The 16,139-nt window shown below is 68.4% G+C and carries 13 protein-coding genes; 2 read left to right on the plus strand and 11 right to left on the minus strand.

Features of this window, described 5'->3' with window-relative positions; all coding sequences use genetic code 11:
* The 11 genes from AOZ49_RS19625 to AOZ49_RS19675 all read right to left on the minus strand — a co-directional run.
* Positions 1-991: ABC transporter substrate-binding protein (locus AOZ49_RS19625; protein ID WP_054477270.1), on the minus strand; the 991-nt coding region annotated here is incomplete at its 3' end.
* A 163-nt stretch (positions 992-1,154) separates the two neighbouring features.
* Positions 1,155-1,883 (minus strand): SDR family NAD(P)-dependent oxidoreductase, encoded by a 729-nt coding sequence (locus AOZ49_RS19630; RefSeq protein WP_054477274.1) that lies wholly within the window; start codon positions 1,881-1,883, stop codon positions 1,155-1,157.
* A gap of 38 nt (positions 1,884-1,921) precedes the next feature.
* Entirely contained in the window at positions 1,922-2,707 is a 786-nt protein-coding gene (locus AOZ49_RS19635) for a cyclase family protein (protein ID WP_054477276.1), read from the minus strand.
* Positions 2,708-2,752: 45 nt separating this feature from the next.
* Entirely contained in the window at positions 2,753-3,994 is a 1,242-nt protein-coding gene (locus AOZ49_RS19640; RefSeq protein WP_054432865.1) for an SDR family NAD(P)-dependent oxidoreductase, read from the minus strand.
* Entirely contained in the window at positions 3,991-5,166 is a 1,176-nt protein-coding gene (locus tag AOZ49_RS19645; RefSeq protein WP_054432866.1) for a thiolase family protein, read from the minus strand. Before AOZ49_RS19645 ends, AOZ49_RS19640 begins: the two co-directional genes overlap by 4 nt.
* Positions 5,163-6,794, minus strand: a complete 1,632-nt coding sequence (locus tag AOZ49_RS19650; RefSeq protein ID WP_054432867.1) for an AMP-binding protein — start codon at positions 6,792-6,794, stop codon at positions 5,163-5,165. Before AOZ49_RS19650 ends, AOZ49_RS19645 begins: the two co-directional genes overlap by 4 nt.
* 9 nt (positions 6,795-6,803) lie before the next feature.
* Entirely contained in the window at positions 6,804-7,295 is a 492-nt protein-coding gene (locus tag AOZ49_RS19655; protein WP_054477278.1) for an aromatic-ring-hydroxylating dioxygenase subunit beta, read from the minus strand.
* Positions 7,292-8,605 (minus strand): aromatic ring-hydroxylating dioxygenase subunit alpha, encoded by a 1,314-nt coding sequence (locus AOZ49_RS19660; RefSeq protein WP_054477280.1) that lies wholly within the window; start codon positions 8,603-8,605, stop codon positions 7,292-7,294. Before AOZ49_RS19660 ends, AOZ49_RS19655 begins: the two co-directional genes overlap by 4 nt.
* A gap of 27 nt (positions 8,606-8,632) precedes the next feature.
* Positions 8,633-9,610, minus strand: coding sequence for a PDR/VanB family oxidoreductase (locus AOZ49_RS19665; protein WP_054432870.1), 978 nt, complete (start codon positions 9,608-9,610; stop codon positions 8,633-8,635).
* A 22-nt stretch (positions 9,611-9,632) separates the two neighbouring features.
* A complete protein-coding gene (locus AOZ49_RS19670) occupies positions 9,633-11,177 on the minus strand; it encodes an indolepyruvate oxidoreductase subunit beta family protein (RefSeq protein WP_054477283.1) in 1,545 nt (514 codons plus the stop codon).
* 11 nt (positions 11,178-11,188) lie between these two features.
* Complete coding sequence (locus AOZ49_RS19675; RefSeq protein ID WP_054477339.1) at positions 11,189-13,414, minus strand: indolepyruvate ferredoxin oxidoreductase subunit alpha; 2,226 nt, start codon at positions 13,412-13,414, stop codon at positions 11,189-11,191.
* A gap of 371 nt (positions 13,415-13,785) precedes the next feature.
* Here AOZ49_RS19675 and AOZ49_RS19680 point away from each other — a divergent pair, with 371 nt between their 5' ends.
* Together AOZ49_RS19680 and AOZ49_RS19685 are read left to right on the plus strand one after the other, a co-directional pair.
* Positions 13,786-14,280, plus strand: coding sequence for a MarR family winged helix-turn-helix transcriptional regulator (locus AOZ49_RS19680; protein WP_054432872.1), 495 nt, complete (start codon positions 13,786-13,788; stop codon positions 14,278-14,280).
* Between the two features lie 231 nt (positions 14,281-14,511).
* Positions 14,512-16,083, plus strand: coding sequence for an ABC transporter substrate-binding protein (locus AOZ49_RS19685; protein WP_054432873.1), 1,572 nt, complete (start codon positions 14,512-14,514; stop codon positions 16,081-16,083).
* Positions 16,084-16,139 lie beyond the last annotated feature (56 nt).

The raw sequence follows: 16,139 nt of genomic DNA on the forward strand, positions 1-16,139 counted from the left end.
CCTTGGTGCCCGGCTTGCCGGCCTTCTCGGCCAGCGGGATGGCCTTTTCCAGCAGTAGGCCGGCGTCGTAGACGTTGGCGCCGAAGGTGGCGGGCTTGGAGCCGTTGAGCTTCTCGTAGGCGGCGATGTAGTCGCTGGCGACCTTCTTGGACGGATTGCTGTCGGGCATTTCCGGCAGCACCAGCATCAGGCTGGCGGCCAGCACGGTGCCTTCGACCTTCTTGCCGCCGAGCTTGAGGAAGTCGGGCAGCGCGGCGCCGTGGGTCTGGTAGAACTTGCCCTTGTAGCCCTGGTCGAACAGCGTCGTCTGCGGCAGCACGCTGGCGGCGCCGGGGGCGGCGATCAGCACGGCGTCGGGCTTGGCCGCCAGGATCTTCAGCGCCTGGCCGGTGACCGAGCTGTCAAAGCGCAGGTAGCGTTCGTTGGCGGTGAGCTTGATGCCCTTTTCGGCCGCCATGGCCGAGAACACCTTGTACCAGTTCTCGCCATAGGGATCGTTCAGGCCGATGAAGCCGACCGTCTTGATGCCGGTCTTGGCCATGTGGTCGACCAGCGCGCGGGCGATGATGTCGTCGTTCTGGGTGGTCTTGAAGACCCACTTTTTCTGCTCGTTCATCGGCAGCACCACGGCGGCGGTGCCCACCGGCGCCAGCATCGGCACGCCGGCCTCGGCGGCGAACTGGATCACGCCCATGGCGTTGGGTGAGCCCGACGGCCCGATCAGGGCGTCCACGTTCTGTTCGGTGATGAGCTTCTTGAAGGCCGTGACCGAGTTGGTGGAATCGCTGGCGTCGTCCAGCGAAATGTATTCCACGGTCAGGTCGCCGATCTTCTTGGGCAGCAGCGGCACGGTGTTCTTTTGCGGAATGCCGACCAGCGCGGTGGGGCCGGTGGACGAGGTGACCACGCCGACCTTGACCTGGGCCAGGACGGGCAGGGAGACCAGCGTGGCCAGCACGGCGGCGGCCAGGGGGAGTTTCTTCGACAGCATGGCAAAACCTCCGGATAGGGGGCAGAGTGGGTGCGGCTGGAAAACGGAGAAAACGGATACCGCGGAAATTGCTTTTGGCTTCAACTTTCTGGCACTGCACTGTAGACGCGGTCTGCGTGCTTACCTATCCGTCAAAACCCGAAGCGGATGCGTGGGACGCCGGTCAGATGGTGATGGAACTGACGCTGGCGCCGCCGCAGACGAACAGCGTCTGGCCGGTGACAAAGCTGTTGGCCGGGTCGGCGAAGAACATCACCGCCCGCGCCACGTCGTCCGAGCGTCCCAGGCGCTTGACCGGGATGCCGTTGGCCAGCTGCTTTTCGCGTTCGCTGCCGGGTTCGATCACTTCGTAGAACATGTCGGTCTGGATCGGGCCGGGCGCCACCACGTTGACGGTGATGCCGTAGGGCGCCAGTTCGAGCGACCAGGTGCGCGCCATGCCGACCATGCCGGCCTTGGTGGCCGAATAGGCGGTGCGGGTGGGCAGGCCCAGCGCGCCGCGCGAGGACATCATGACGATGCGGCCGAAATGGCGCTCCTGCATGCCGGGCAGGGCCGCCTGCACCAGGCTGATGGCCGCGCCCAGGTGAATCTGGGTCAGGCCGTGCAGTTCCTCCTGGGTCACCTGCGGCAGCAGGTTGGGCCAGATGACGCCGGCGTTGTGGATGACATGGCTGACCGGAAAGCGCGCCGCGATCTCGGCGCCGGCCTGGGCCGTGGCGTCGGCGTCCAGCAGGTCCACCTGCACGTTGTGCAGGCGCGGGTGGCTGAAGTCGGCGGCGCGGCGCGCCATCGAGATTACTTCGTAGCCCGCGTCGAGCATGCTGCGGCAGATTTCGGCGCCGATGCCGGCGCTGCCGCCGGTGACGATGGCGACGTTGGTGTGCGTCATGGTGGATCCCCCTGTGTTCTTTAGTTATCCGCCGCCGCTCAGGCGCGCGGCGCCAGCGCCAGCACCCGCAGAGGGCTGCCCGAGCCGCTGCGGATCTTGAGCGGCGCCGAGAAGATCACGGCGCCGGTGGGCGGCAGCTGGTCCAGGTTGGTCAGGCACTGCAGGCCGTAGCGGTTGTTGCCGTGCATGAAGTAGTGGCAGGGGTAGGGCGGATTCAGGTGATGGGCCTGGCCGGCGTCGGCGCCCACCGATTCGGTGCCGAAGCCGTGCACGTCGCGTTCCTTGATGAGCCATGGCACCACCTCGGCGTCGGGGCCGGGCGAGTGGGCGCCGTCTTCCTTCATGTTCAGGTATTCGGCCGGCTTGGCGCGCTTGGACCAGTCGGTGCGCATCAGCACCCAGGAACGGGCCGGGATGCGGCCATGCTTTTCCTCCCACTTCTTGACGAAGTCGATGGTCAGCAGGAAGTCGGGGTTGTCGCGCGCCTCGGCCGAACAGTCGATGACGCTGGTGCCGGCGATGAACGCCTCGACCGGGATGGTGTCGACGGTGTTGTCGGGCTGGTCCTTGCCGGTGACCCAGTGCACCGGCGCATCGAAGTGGGTGCCGGTGTGCTCGGAGCAGGAGAAGTTGTTCCAGTACCAGGCCGGGCCGCGCTCGTCATAGCGCGAGATTTCCTCGATGCGGAACGGCCAGGCCTGGCCGAATTCCGGCGGCAGCACGATGGTGGGGAATTCGGGCGTCAGCGTCTCGGTCAGGTCCACCAGGCGGATGCGGCCCGACACCAGTTCGGTCATGAATTGCGCAAGTATGGGTTGGCTCATCTGTTGCTCCTTTGGTTTTCGTCTCGTCGGGCACGGCGGCCGCCGTCAGGCGCCCAGTTCTCGTTCCAGTCCCTTGGGGTTCTCCGCCAGCCGCGCGCGGAATTCCTGTGCCACGTCGCCGACGTACACATCCTCGACGCCTTCCTTCAGCGCGCGCACGATGGCGCCGGCGATGGCCGCGGGCGCCACGCGTGGGGGCGGCGTGCGCTGCTCCCATTCGTGGTCGACCGGGCCGGGAAACACGTTCACCACGCGCACGCCGGCCGGCCGCAGCTCGGCCCGCAGGCATTGCGCCAGCGACAGCGCGGCGGCCTTGGAGGCCGACCACATGCCGCGCGCCGGCAGGTTGACGTGGGCGTAGATCGACAGCACGTTGACCCAGGCCGTGGCGTTGTTGACGCCGTCGGCGGCGCGGCCGCACAGCGCCGGGCCGAAGCCCTGCGCCAGCCGCATCAGGCCCAGCACGTTGACGTCCAGGGCGTCGCGCGCGGTGTTGACGTCCTTGCGGCCGAGCAGGCCGCCTTCGCGTTCCAGGTCGGCGGTGTTGACCAGGATCTCGACCTTGCCGCCGATCGACGCCGCGGCGCGTTCGACCGAGTCGCTGTCGGTCACGTCCAGCGCCAGCGCCTGCACCCGCGGATCGGCCGCCAGCGCGTCGAAGGCGGCGTCGCGGCGCCAGGCCTGCGGGTCGCCCAGGAACACGGTCGGGCAGCCGGCGTCGAGCAGGGCGCGCGCCACCGCCTGGCCCACCGCCGACTTGCCGTCGGTGACCAGCGCCCGGCGGAATTTCGGATCGCACGAGGTCTCGCGCAGGGTCTTGTCGTCTTCCATATTGGGCGTATTCCTTTCGGGCAGGGCGATCATCACGGCCTGGCCGCTGCGGTCGAGCTTGAGCGCCAGCCGCACGCGGGCGCCGTCGGCGCAATCCTGGTGCACGTGCGCCACCACCGACGGGCCGGCGTCCATGCGCACCGTGCCCACCCGCCACGGCAGGCGTTCACGGAAATAGAGGTCGTTGCTGTGATGCAGCGTGGTGCTGACCAGCAGCACGCCGTCGGGATCCACCGGCCGCCACGGCAGGCGTTCCGACAGGCAGTGGCCGCAGACCTCGCGCGGCGGATATTGCACCGCGCCGCAATCGGCGCAGGCCTGCAGTTCGAAGCGGCCTTCGGCGGCCGCGGCCGTCAAGCCCAGGGCGGCGCGGCTGCGGGCGCCGGGCGGCAGGGTCGGCTGGCGCGTGCGCGCCACGGGGTTCTTGCGCGGCGGCTTGGCTAGCGGCTCGGTCATGCGTCGCTCCTGGCCAGGATGGCCGCGGCGGTGCACAGGCCGCGGTCGTAATTGATCATGCCGAAGCCGCTGACCAGGCCCAGGCGCGCGTCGGCCACCTGGGTGCCGCCGGCCGTGCCGGTCAGCTGGCGCAGCGCCTCGACCATGCCGAGGTAGCCGCCGGCGGCGCCGGCCTGGCCCACCGACAGCTGGCCGCCATTGGTGTTGAACGGCAAGCTGCCATCGACGGTGAAGGTGTTGGCGCGCACGAACCCGGGCGCCTCGCCCTTGGCGCAGAAGCCCAGGTCTTCCATCTGCATCAGGTTGATGACGGGGTAGTCGTCGTAGGCCTGCAGGAAGTCCATGTCGGCCGGCGCCGCGTCCGCCATGCCGTAGAGTTCGTCGATGTCCATGGTCCAGCCGCCGCGGGTCTGGATCGGGTCCTCGATCCAGGCGTTGTGGCGCTCGATGGTGGACAGGATGCGGGCGTAGGGCAGGTTCAGCGCCCGCGCCCGGTCTTCGCTCATCACCAGGAAACCGTCGGCGCCGGCGCAGGGCATGACGCAGTCGAACAGGTGGATCGGGTCGGTGATGACGCGCGCGTCCAGGTACTGCCTGAGCGTCAGCGGCTTCTTCATCAGCGCGTGCGGATAGCGCAGGGCGTTGTCGCGCTGCGCCACGCAGACCTTGCCGAAGTCTTCGCGGGTGGCGCCGGTGCTGCGCATGTAGTGCGCGGTCAGCAGCGCGAAGCTGGCGTTGGGGCCGCCCGCGCCATAGGGATAGACGGCGTCCTGGGCGAAGCGCGAGAACTGGCTGACGGTGTTGCGGAACGAGTCGACCTGGTTGGTGTCGCCCGCGATGCAGGCGACGATGCCGGCGTCGCCCGCCTGCACCGCGCGCGCGGCGCGGCGCAGCGCGGCCACGCCGCTGGCGCCGCCCATGGGGATGTGGTCGAGCCAGCGCGGGCTCATGCCCAGGTGCTGCGTCAGGCCCACGGCGGTGTCCGGCGCCAGCGTGAAGCTGGACACGCACAGGCCGTCGACGTCGGTCTTGGCGATGCCGGCCTGGCGGATCAGCGCGCCCAGCGCGCGGCCCAGCCACCAATGCGCGGCATGGGTGGAGTAGCGCTCATACGGAATGCTGACGGGCAGGGCCGCCACCACGCCGTCGTAGCGGGCGCGCGTCGGGGTCATCGGGCCGGCTCCTGGCGCTTCTTCATGGCGGTGGTGTCGACGCAGCGGGCGGTGCCGGGCAGCGTCGGCGCCAGCGTCTTCATTTCGCCGCGCTGGATCTTGTTGGTGGTGGTGAGCGGCAGGCTGTCGACGAAGGCGACGTAGCCGGGCGCCTTGTAGTAGGCCAGCTGTTGCAGGCTCCATTGCACGATGTCGCGGGCCGCATCGTCGCGGGCGGCGGCGTCGGCGGGCGCGGTTTCCGCCACCACGCAGGCCAGCACCTCGTCGCCGCGCACCGGGTCGGGCACGGCGGCCACCGCCACCGCCTTGACCAGCGGATGCTGCAGCAGCACGCTTTCGACCTCCACCGCCGAGATGTTCTCGCCGCTGCGGCGGATCACGTTCTTCTTGCGGTCGACGAAGCGCAGCGCGCCATCGGCCTCGCGGCGCACGATGTCGCCGGTGTGGAACCAGCCGTCTTCCCAGGCCTGCGAGGTGGCGTCCGCGTCCTTGAGGTAGCCGGCGAAGAAGCCGTAGCGCGGGTCATCGCCGGCATGGCGCACCAGCAGCTCGCCCGGCTCGCCGGCGGCGGCCTCGCCGCCGTGGTCGGCGACGATGCGCACCGCCACGTCGTCCTCTTCGCGGCCGAAGCAGCTGCTGCCGATGTGGCGCGGCTCCTGGTTGGCGATGATGACGGCGCCGGCGCCGGTCTCGGTCATGGCCCAGGCTTCCAGCAGCGGGAAGCCGAAGCGCGCCTCGAACGGTTCATGCAGCTTGCGGTCGACCCCGGCGCCGAAGCCGAAGCGAATCGCCGGCTGCCGGTCTCGGGCCGAGGGTTCGGCCTTCATCAGGATCGCCGGCATCACGCCCAGGTAGTGCAGCACGGTGGCGCCGGAATCGCGCACGCTGTCCCACCAGGTCTTGGGATGGAAGCGGTCCAGCGGGATCAGGCAGCCGCCGGTCAGCACCATGGCCATGGCGGAATAGGCCATGGCGTTCATGTGCACCAGCGGCAGCGGCGTCAGCATGCGTTCCTCGCCGGGGCGCAATTCGGCCAGGCCGCCGATGCGGGCGTACCAGCCGCCCGCGTGCAGGAAATAGCGGTTCGGCAGGATGCAGCCCTTGGGGCGGCCGGTGGTGCCGGACGTGTACAGCAGCGCGCATTCGGTCAGTTCGTCGGGCGTGCCCGCCAGCGGCGCGGGGAAGGGCGCGGCGGGCGGCGCATCGTCGGGGCCCATCACGCGCAGCGGCCGGCCGGCGCGCTCGGCGGCGGCCAGCAGGTCGGCGTGGCGCTGCGGCAGGGCGACGGCCAGCGCGATCTCGGAATGGCCCGTCAGGTACTCCAGTTCGGCCGCGCGCAGGTCGGGGTTGATCGGCACCACCGACACGCCCAGCGCGTTCAGCGCGAACCAGTGCAGGAAAAAGGCCGGCCGGTTTTCCAGCAGCAGGCCGGCGCGATGGCCGTGGCCGTAGCCGGCGCGGGCGTAGGCCGCCCGCAGCGTCTCGATGGCGGCGGCGGCCTGGGCATAGCCCAGTTCGCCGGCGCCGATGCCGTAGATGTCGGCGGTTTCCGGCAGGATGCACAGGAAGGGCCGGGCGCCATGCCGGGCCGCGGTGTCCAGGAAAGCCTGGTGGACGGTGGTGCTCACAAGCCGCTCCTACATGAACAATTGGATGTTGCCGAACGCGGCGTCGCAGTTCACCAGGTCGACGCGCTTGAGGCGGATGCGCAGCGCGCCGTCCTGCTCGACCAGGTAATGCGTGGCCCAGCCGGCGTACAGCGTCTGCGCGTCCTGCCGCGTCTCGACGTAATGGAAGGCGGTGCGCACCACGTGGCGGCCCTGGTCCGGCGCCGAATCGGGATGGTCGTGCTCGACCGTGGGCGCCTGCAGCAGGTGGTGGCAGCGGCTTTTGGGTTGCTGCGAGAAGGTGCGCTGGCCGGCCAGGCGCTCGACGCGCACGCGCAGCAGCAGCTTGTCCTCGTACATGAGCGAGGCATGCAGACGGGCGTCGGTCTGGCCGTGGGCCAGCGGCATCCAGTAGTAGCCATCGTCGGCGTACAGCTCCAGCCAGTCCTCGAAGCGCAGCTCGTCGAGCAGGCGCGCCTCGGCGTAGACGAAATCGATCAGGTCGCGGTCGCTAAAGCTCATGCCTGCTCCGTCATGTAGCGGCCCCATGCGCGGTACTGGTTGCGCATCTGCCATTCGTTGGTGCCGTTGGTGGTGACGTTCTTCTGGCTGAGCTCGGCCGGGTCGTAGAGGCGGCCGACGTTGACCCAGTCGCGGGCGCGCGATTGCAGGCCATCCTGCGCGCGCTCGTACATCTCCAGGTCGTCGTGGCCGACCACCGAGGTGGGCGCGTTGATCAGGCGGTTGTACATGAGGGTGCGTTCCAGCAGCAGGTCGGGCGCGCCGACCAGGCGGAAGGTCCACGATTCCACCAGGGTGCGGTCGGCGGCGATCGGCTTGAACACGCGCAGGGTCTGGATCGGGCCCTTGACCATGATGTTGGGGAAGTACACGGTGTTGTGGCGCACGTCGCCCAGGATCTGGTGGGCGCGCTCCTCGCCGTAGGCGGCGACCATCGACTCCCAGTAACCCGGAATGCCCGAATAGGCGGCGTGGATCGAATCGGACACGCCGGTGTGGCCGTGGCCGTTTTCCCAGACGCGGATGCCCATGTTCTCGAAGAACTCGTAGGGCGAGATGAAGGGCGCGAACAGTTCCACCGCCATCGGCTTTGGGGTGCCGGCCGGGGCCTGCTCCCAGACCTTGACGGCGGTGCCGGCCGACGATTCGTGCGCCACCATCGGGTGGCAGGTGTCGGTCTGGTTGTCGACCAGCATCTTCCAGTTGCAGCGGTGCATGTAGCGCAGCACGCCGCCGGCCACTTCCAGCCGGCCCTCGGGCGAGCGGTCGACCATGTTGTCCAGCGTCGACAGCGCGTCGCCGAAGAAGTCCTCGAACGACTGGCCGTTCGGGTTCAGGCGGCAGAACACGAAGCCGCGATGGTTGCGCACGTCTTTGACCGCCGCCATGCCCTGGCTGGCCTCGCACTGCTCCAGGCCGGTGTTCTCGTAGCCCTTCTTCAGCGGGATCGACAGCAGGCTGCCGTCGGTCTTGAAGGTCCAGGCATGGTACGGGCAGCGGAAGAACTTGCCGGTGTTGCCGCAGGCGTCGCCCGCCACCATGGTGCCCTTGTGCGGACAGCGGTTGTGCAGCACGCGCACCGAGCGGTCGCTGTGCCGCACCATCACCACCGGCTGGTTGCCGACGGTGGTGGTGATGTAGTCGCCGGGATTGGGCACCTGGCTGTCGTGGCCGACAAAGACCCAGGTGTTGGCGTACAGCCGTTCCATTTCCAGGTCGAACAGTTCCGGGTCGATGAACAGGTCCTTGTGCACCTCGGTCTCGCGCAACAGGGCGCGGATGGCGTCGGGGGTGTCGCGGTATTTGGCCATGGTGGTCTCCTCTTGTCGCGCCCGGCCCTACAGGTCCAGCACCAGGCGCGCCGACTTGGCGCGCGAGATGCAGATCTGGATGATCTTGCCGCTGGCCTTCTCGGTATCCGACAGGTAGTAGTCGCGGTGGTCCGGCTCGCCCTCCAGCACAGTGGCCTGGCACACGCCGCATTCGCCGCGCTTGCAGTCGTACATCGGGTCGCAGCCTTCTTCTTCCATGATGTCGACGATGGTCTTGTCGGCGGGGATGGTCAGCACCCGGCCGGACTGGCGCAGCTCGACCTCGAAGGGTTGGTCGCCCGCCTGCGGCGCGGCGCTGGCGAACAGTTCGAAATGGATGTGGGCGTCGGGCCAGTGGCGCGCGCGCGCTTCCTGGATGACGGCGTCGATCAGGCCCTTGGGGCCGCAGACGTAGAGGTGCTGGCGCGGATGGGCGGCGTCCAGCAGCGCCTTCAGGTCGAAGCGGCAGGTCGCGTCGTCGTCGGCGTGCGGCACCAGCGCGTCGCCGGCCAGCGCCTGCAGTTCCGGCAGGAACGCCAGCTGGTCGCGGCTGCGGCCGCTGTAGTGCAGTTCGAAGGCGCGGCCGGCGGACTTGAGCGCCGCGGCCATCGACGCCACCGGCGTGATGCCGATGCCGCCGGCGATCAGCACCACCGGCTCGTCGCCGGCCGGGGCCTCGTGCAGCGGGAAATCGTTCTTCGGGCCTTCGACGCTGAGCGTGTCGCCCACCGCCAGCCCGTGCATGTGGCGCGATCCGCCCTGGCTGGCTTCCTCCAGCCGCACGCCCAGGCGGTATTCGACGGGTTCGGCAAAGCGGCCGGCTTCCGGCGCCAGTTGCACCAGCGAGTAGCAGCGCGGTTCGCGCAGGCCGGGCACGCTGACCTTCAGGTGGGCGCCGGGGCCGAAGGCGGGCAGGGCGCCGCCGTCTTCGCGCGCCAGGCGCAGCGAGCGGATCAACGGCGATTCCTGCCGGACTTCACGGACGATGAGTTTCAGGGTTTGCACGGCGTTCGTCTCTATCTCGATGTCAGGCGGCCAGTTTTTCGGCCAGTTGGCGTTCCATGGGGCCGCATTTCTCGTCGGCCAGCGCGGCCTGGCGCAGGGCGCGCAGCGAGGCGGCCGCATCGGGCCGGCCCGCCAGCTGGGCGGCGGCCGCGATCAGCTGGCGGTACTTGCCGCCGCCGCGCACGTGGGTGTCGCTGTAGCCTTTGACCAGGCGGCGGCAGTTGACGGTCTCGACCGCCAGGTCGTAGTCGCGCGGCGCCAGGCTGGCGATCAGGTCGAGCCATTGGGTCAGCCCCGCGGATTCGATCTGGTGGCGCAGCGTGCGGCGGCGGAAGCGCCGCATGCCGGCTAGCGTGTACAGCATCAGGAAGCCGCCCAGCGTGCCGCTCTGCATGCGGCGGCCCTTGCCCAGGCGGCGTTCGACGAAACCGCCGAAGGCTTTCGACCGTTCGAGCCAGCGGCCCAGCCCGGCCGGCACCGTGCCGCAGATTTCCTCCAGCCGCGGATGCATGAATTCGGTGGTGTAGACCAGCTGGTCCGGCTTGGCGCCGACTTCGGCGCGCACCCGCTCGAAGCGGCTGCCGCGCGTCTTCAGGTCGGCCACGCGGATCACGTCGTCATAGGCCATGGCGGTGGCCAGGTAGCGCGCGGCGGCACAGGTCAGCGCCCATTGCCTGGCGTCGCCGCCGTGGCGCGCGTCGAGTTCGCGGATCGCGGCCATGCGGGCCAGGTAGTCCTCGGCATAGGCCAGGTCCTGGAACTCGATCTGGCGGCGCACGCCGGCCGTCAGCATCGGCTGCGCACAGGCGGGGAAATCGCGCTGGATGCGGTCCAGCAAGGCCTGCGCCTTCGGGCTGGCGGCGCGCTCGGGCACGGCGGGCACCGGCCGCGTCAGGTCGATCGCGGCCGGCTGCGCGGGCGCCTGGTCGGCGGCCTCGAAGCCGAGCGCGAAGGCGCGCAGGCTGGCGTCCACGCCGACGCCGGCGCGGCGCACGGTGGCCTCGAAGTCGTCGCGCGAGAACGGCAGCGCGCCGCTGCCGGCCACGGCGCCGAACAGGCTGGCGCTGATGACGCTGCCGGCGCGGTCGGCCAGGTCCTGCAGGTCGAAGCAGAGGAAACGGCGGGCCGCGGCGCGGCCGGCCTCCAGCACCTTGTTGGGATCGGCGATGCCGTTGCCGGGCGCCGATTTCTCGCTGACCGCGTAGCTGCGATGCGATGAGGTGATCAGCATGCTGCGGTCGGGCGTGACCAGCCCGCGCTGGATGGCGCGGCCGCCTTCCATCAGCTCGGCCGCCACCACCAGGTCGACGTCGCCCGGCGTGGGCATCAGCGCCAGCGCGGGCGGACGGCCGGCGCGGGTCACGTCGGACTCGGGCAGCAGTTCCAGGTAATAGATGGTGGCGCCGGTGCGTTGCGCCACGCCCGGCACCGAGGTGGTCTGGGCCCACCAGCCGGCGTGCTCGGCCATGTCGACGATCCAGTCGGCCAGCACGCCGCCGCCCTGGCCGCCCATGGCCAGGATGGCGATCTTGATGGGGGTGCCTTGCTGCAATGCCACCGGGTTCATGGGGCGGGTCCTCACAGGGCGAATTTGGCCAGGCGCGCTTCGCGGCGGCGCTGCAGGTAGCCGATCACGCCCTGGCGCAGGCGCGCCAGGAAACGGTCGCGGCCGCTGGGGTTGTGGACGATGTCGGCGCGGTAGAAGGGCGGGCACAGCACGGCGGCGTGCGCCACCTCGCCGCAGTTGCCGCAGCCGACGCAGCTGCTCTCGACGTGGGCGACCGGATCTTCCTTGAGGGGATCGCCGCTGTCCTTGACCGTCAGGGACGGGCAGCCGGACAGCCGGATACAGGCGTGGTCGCCGGTGCAGACGTCGGGGTCGACGCCGAAGCGTTCCTTGACCACGCGCTTGCCCGCCTTGACCGCCTGGTTGAACAGCGGCTTGATGCGGCGCTGCTTGTTCAGCATGCATTCCGACTGGGCGATGATGACCTTGGGGCCCTTGATGTCGGTGGTCAGCGCTTCTTCGATGGTGGCGCGCACCTTGGCCACGTCGTAGGTGCGGTCCAGCGTGCGCACCCACTTCACGCCCACGCCGCGCACGGCCTGGTCGATGGGGTTGTTAGTGGAGCGGTCCGGATTCTCGGCGCGCGAGGACAGGATGTCCTGCCCGCCGGTGGCCGAGGCGTAGAAGTTGTCGACGATGACGATGACGCCGTCGTATTTGTTGAACACCGCGTTGCCGATGCCCGAGGCCAGGCCGTTGTGCCAGAAGCCGCCGTCGCCCATGATCGAGATGGGCCGCTTGGCCGCCGGCACGTTGAAGGCCGCGGCGCTGGACGCGCCCAGGCCGTAGCCCATGGTGGTCGCGCCCAGGCTGAACGGCGGCAGGATCGAGAACAGGTGGCAGCCGATGTCGCAGGAGATATGGTGCTGGCCCAGCTTTTCCTGCGCCAGCGTCAGGGCCGAGAAGATCGGCCGCTCCGGACAGCCGGTACAGAAGCCGGCCGGGCGGGGCGGCACCACGGCGGCCAGTTCCGCGACGTGCTTGTGGAAGGTGATGGGCTGCTCGGCCGGACGCGGCGCGGGCTTGGGCCGCGTGATCTCGGTGACCTGCAGCGCGGGCTCGGCGGCGCCGGCGTCGGCGGCCACGGCCGGATGGGTCTGCAGCGATTCGGGGCGTTCGCGCTTGAGGAATTCACGCAGGCCGTCGCGCATCACCTGGGTGGTGTATTCGCCGGCCATCGGCAACACGTCCTTGCCGGACAGTTTCGTATCGACGCCGGCCTTGCGCAGCACCGCGTGCAGGGCCTGTTCCAGGTAGTCGGGCTGGCCTTCCTCCAGCAGCAGCACGGCGCGCTTGCCGCGGCAGAAGTCGATGACCTCGTCCTCGATGACGGGGTAGGCCACGTTCATCACGTACAGCGGGATGCGGCTATTGCCGAAGTTGTCGGCCAGGCCCAGCAATTGCAGCGAACGGATCACGCCGTTGTACAGGCCGCCCTGCAGGATCAGGCCGATGTCGTCCTGGTCGCCGTCGAAGTGCTCGTTGAGCTTGTGTTCCTTGATATAGCGGATGGCGGCGGGCCAGCGCTCCTTGATCTTTTCCTGCTCGTGCAGGAACGAGGCCGGCGGCAGCACGATGCGGCTGGTGTCGCGCGCCGGGCTTTCCAGCGCCTGGGCCAGCGAGAACGCCGGCCGCTGGTTGTCCTTGGCGATGAAGCGGCCGTGCACGTGGCAGCCGCGGATGCGCAATTGCAGCATCACCGGCGTCTTGCTGGCCTCCGACAGCGCGAAGCCGTCTTCCACCGCCTTGACCATGCTTTCCAGGTTGGGGCGCGGATCGAGCAGCCAGATCTGCGATTTCATGGCGAACGCGTGCGAGCGTTCCTGCATGATGGACGAGCCTTCGCCGTAGTCCTCGCCGACGATGATGAGCGAACCGCCGGTGACGCCGCCCGAGGCCAGGTTGGCCAGCGCATCGGAGGCGACGTTGGTGCCGACGGTGGATTTCCAGGTGACCGCGCCGCGGATCGGGTACATGACCGAGGCGGCCAGCGTGGCGGCGGCGGTGGCTTCCGAGGCGCTGGCCTCGAAGTGCACGCCGAGTTCCTGCAGGATGTCGTTGGCGTCGGCCAGCACGTCCATCAGGTGCGAGATGGGCGAGCCCTGGTAGCCCGCGACATAGCCCACGCCGGACTGCAGCAGCGCCTTGGTGACCGCGAGAATCCCCTCGCCGCGGAACTCCTCGCCCGCGCCGATGCGCAACTGCTGGACTTCTTTCTTGAAAGACCTTTCAGCCATCTCGAACTCCTCCACGCGGATCGGCATCCGGGTCCCGAAGCCATGCTGCTGCGCAGCACGCCCATGTCACGAAATTTCGCTCTGAAAAATACTTTAGGAGTCAACGTTTTAGCTGTCAACAAAAAAGATGAAATTTCATGGAATCAAAAAAATATCACGCGAAAACAAGGGTGTATATACTGGTTGTCCTCTAGCCTGAAGGCGCTGAAAAGGCGCTTTCATGGTGCAAAAACGGGTCGCGATTCGGGGTATACCCTGTGCTGCGCAACAGCATTGCGCCGCGTCATGGCGCGCGTTTGCGCCGCCGTGGTGCAATGCGCCTGCCGGCCTCGGGTCGTCTATTCACTATTGATGCGTGGGAGCGGAACAACATGCGGTCGGACAAGCAGGGCAACGGGACCCAGGCCAGTGGCGCGCGGTTCGTCGACGACTACCTGGCCTACCTGCTGGCGCAGGCCAGCCAGCGCATCTCGGCGGAGTTCCACCAGCAGGTGAAGGCCGCCGGCCTGTCGGTCACCGAATGGCGGGTGCTGGCCAGCCTGGAGGGCAGCGCCGGCGAGACCATCGGCGACCTGGCGGTGCTGGCGATCACCAAGCAGCCGACGCTCAGCAAGGTGGTGCAGCGCATGGAGACCGAGGGGCTGGTGGCGCGCAGCGGCGTGCGCGCCGACCGCCGCCAGACGCGCGTGGTCATCACCACCAAGGGCCGCCACCTGATCGGCGCGCTGTGCGAGCAGGCCATGCAGCACCAGAAGGCGGTGCTGGCGCCGTTCGGCGAGGACCAGGCGGCGCTGCTGATCGACATGCTGCGGCGCCTGATGGCCGAGCACGTGCCGCTCGACCTGCCGCTGGACGCCGACGAATAGGGGCGCTCCGGCCGCGCGGGACGGGGCTGGCGCCGGTATGGCGGCCGGTCCGGCCGGGCGAACAGTGTTTATATCAAGGGATGATCGATTTTTTTGTCATATTTTTATACGTCCCTAAATATGTTTCTCCTCTGAAAACCCCCTCCGGTACGCATAAACCCTTAATTGACGCGGGTCTTGGGCCTAGGCAATATCGCGCCGGTATTCAGACTATAGTCAGGAGTTAAACCTATGCGCCGCACTTTGATTGCCATCGCGATCGCCGCCGCCGTGGCCGTGCCCTCGATCGGGCAGGCCAAGACCTTCCGTTGGGCCGCCCAGGGCGACATCCTCACCTTTGATCCGCACTCGCAGAACGAAGGCATGACGATTGCCGCCAACAGCTACGTCTATGAACCGCTGGTGGACTACGACAAGGACTTCAAGGTGGTGCCGCGCCTGGCAACCGAGTGGGAGCAGGTTTCGCCCACGCTGTACCGCTTCAAGCTGCGCCCCGGCGTCAAGTTCCACGACGGCGCCGCCTTCACGGCCGACGACGTGGTGTTCTCGGTGCACCGCGCCATGGCGCCCACCTCGAACTACAAGGCCTACACCACCGGCATCAAGGAAGCGCGCAAGATCGACGACCTGACGGTCGAGATCGAGACCTCGGCGCCCAACCCGGTGCTGCTGCGCCAGCTGCCCAACGTGTTCATCATGAACAAGGCCTGGTCGGAGAAGAACAACATCGCCAAGCCGCAGGACTTCGTCAACAAGGAAGAGACCTTCGGCGCCCGCAACACCAACGGCACTGGCCCGTACAAGCTGAAGTCGCGCGAAGTCGACGTGCGCACCGTGTTCGAAGAGAACAAGGGCTGGTGGAACCAGGCCAACAAGGTCGGCAACGTGACCGAAGTGGTGTTCACCCCGATCAAGCAGAACGCCACCCGCACCGCCGCGCTGCTGTCCGGCGAGATCGACTTCGTGCTGGATCCGGCCGCCCAGGACCTGGACCGCCTGCGCCAGTCGGCCAAGGTGGTCGAGGGCAACGAATACCGCACCATCTACCTGGGCCTGGACCAGAAGCGTCCCGAGCTGCAGTACTCCAGCATCAAGGGCAAGAACCCGTTCCAGGACATCCGCGTGCGCGAAGCGCTGTACCGCGCCATCGACGTCGACGCCATCAAGCGCGCCGTGATGCGCGGCCTGTCGGCGCCCACCGGCACCATGATCGCGCCGCAGGTCCACGGCTGGGCCGAATCGCTGCACAAGCGCGTGCCCTACGATCCCGAGAAGGCCCGCGCCCTGCTCAAGGATGCCGGCTATGACGGCACCCTGAACTTCACGCTGGACTGTCCCAACAACCGCTACATCAACGACGAGGCCATCTGCCAGGCCGTGGTCGGCATGTGGGCCAAGGTGGGCGTGAAGGCGACCATGAACGCCATGCCGCGTTCGACCTACTTCCCCAAGGTGCAGAACTCCGACACCAGCGCCTACCTGTTCGGCTGGGGCGTGCCGACGTTCGACGCCATGTACACGCTGCAGAACCTGATCCGCACCAAGGGCGAGGGCGCGGACGGCATGTACAACCTGGGCAACTACAGCAACAAGGACCTGGACGCGGTCATCGACCGCATCAAGACGGAAACCGACGTGGCCAAGCGCGACGCCGACATCCGCAAGGTGCTGGAAGTCCACGCCCAGGAATTCGGCCACATCCCGCTGCATGACCAGGTCATCCCCTGGGCCATGCGCAAGAACGTGTCGGTGATCCACCGCGCGGACAACCGCCTCGTTGCCGACTGGGTCAAGGTCGACTGACCCCGCCCTTCCGGCTAATCAGACAGCGAAGCCCCGCGGGGCTTCGCCGTTTTGCC

The organism is Achromobacter sp. 2789STDY5608615 (genome assembly GCF_001298995.1).
In the GTDB taxonomy this organism is placed as follows: Bacteria; Pseudomonadota; Gammaproteobacteria; order Burkholderiales; family Burkholderiaceae_B; genus Achromobacter; species Achromobacter insuavis.

Excerpts from the sequence above, each read along its gene's own strand:
- AOZ49_RS19630 (WP_054477274.1), bottom strand. The coding sequence starts at position 1,883 with ATGACGCACACCAACGTCGCCATCGTCACCGGCGGCAGCGCCGGCATC.
- AOZ49_RS19635 (WP_054477276.1), bottom strand. The coding sequence starts at position 2,707 with ATGAGCCAACCCATACTTGCGCAATTCATGACCGAACTGGTGTCGGGC.
- AOZ49_RS19640 (WP_054432865.1), bottom strand. The coding sequence starts at position 3,994 with ATGACCGAGCCGCTAGCCAAGCCGCCGCGCAAGAACCCCGTGGCGCGC.
- AOZ49_RS19645 (WP_054432866.1), bottom strand. The coding sequence starts at position 5,166 with ATGACCCCGACGCGCGCCCGCTACGACGGCGTGGTGGCGGCCCTGCCC.
- AOZ49_RS19655 (WP_054477278.1), bottom strand. The coding sequence starts at position 7,295 with ATGAGCTTTAGCGACCGCGACCTGATCGATTTCGTCTACGCCGAGGCG.
- AOZ49_RS19660 (WP_054477280.1), bottom strand. The coding sequence starts at position 8,605 with ATGGCCAAATACCGCGACACCCCCGACGCCATCCGCGCCCTGTTGCGC.
- AOZ49_RS19670 (WP_054477283.1), bottom strand. The coding sequence starts at position 11,177 with ATGAACCCGGTGGCATTGCAGCAAGGCACCCCCATCAAGATCGCCATC.
- AOZ49_RS19675 (WP_054477339.1), bottom strand. The coding sequence starts at position 13,414 with ATGGCTGAAAGGTCTTTCAAGAAAGAAGTCCAGCAGTTGCGCATCGGC.
- AOZ49_RS19680 (WP_054432872.1), top strand. The coding sequence starts at position 13,786 with ATGCGGTCGGACAAGCAGGGCAACGGGACCCAGGCCAGTGGCGCGCGG.
- AOZ49_RS19685 (WP_054432873.1), top strand. The coding sequence starts at position 14,512 with ATGCGCCGCACTTTGATTGCCATCGCGATCGCCGCCGCCGTGGCCGTG.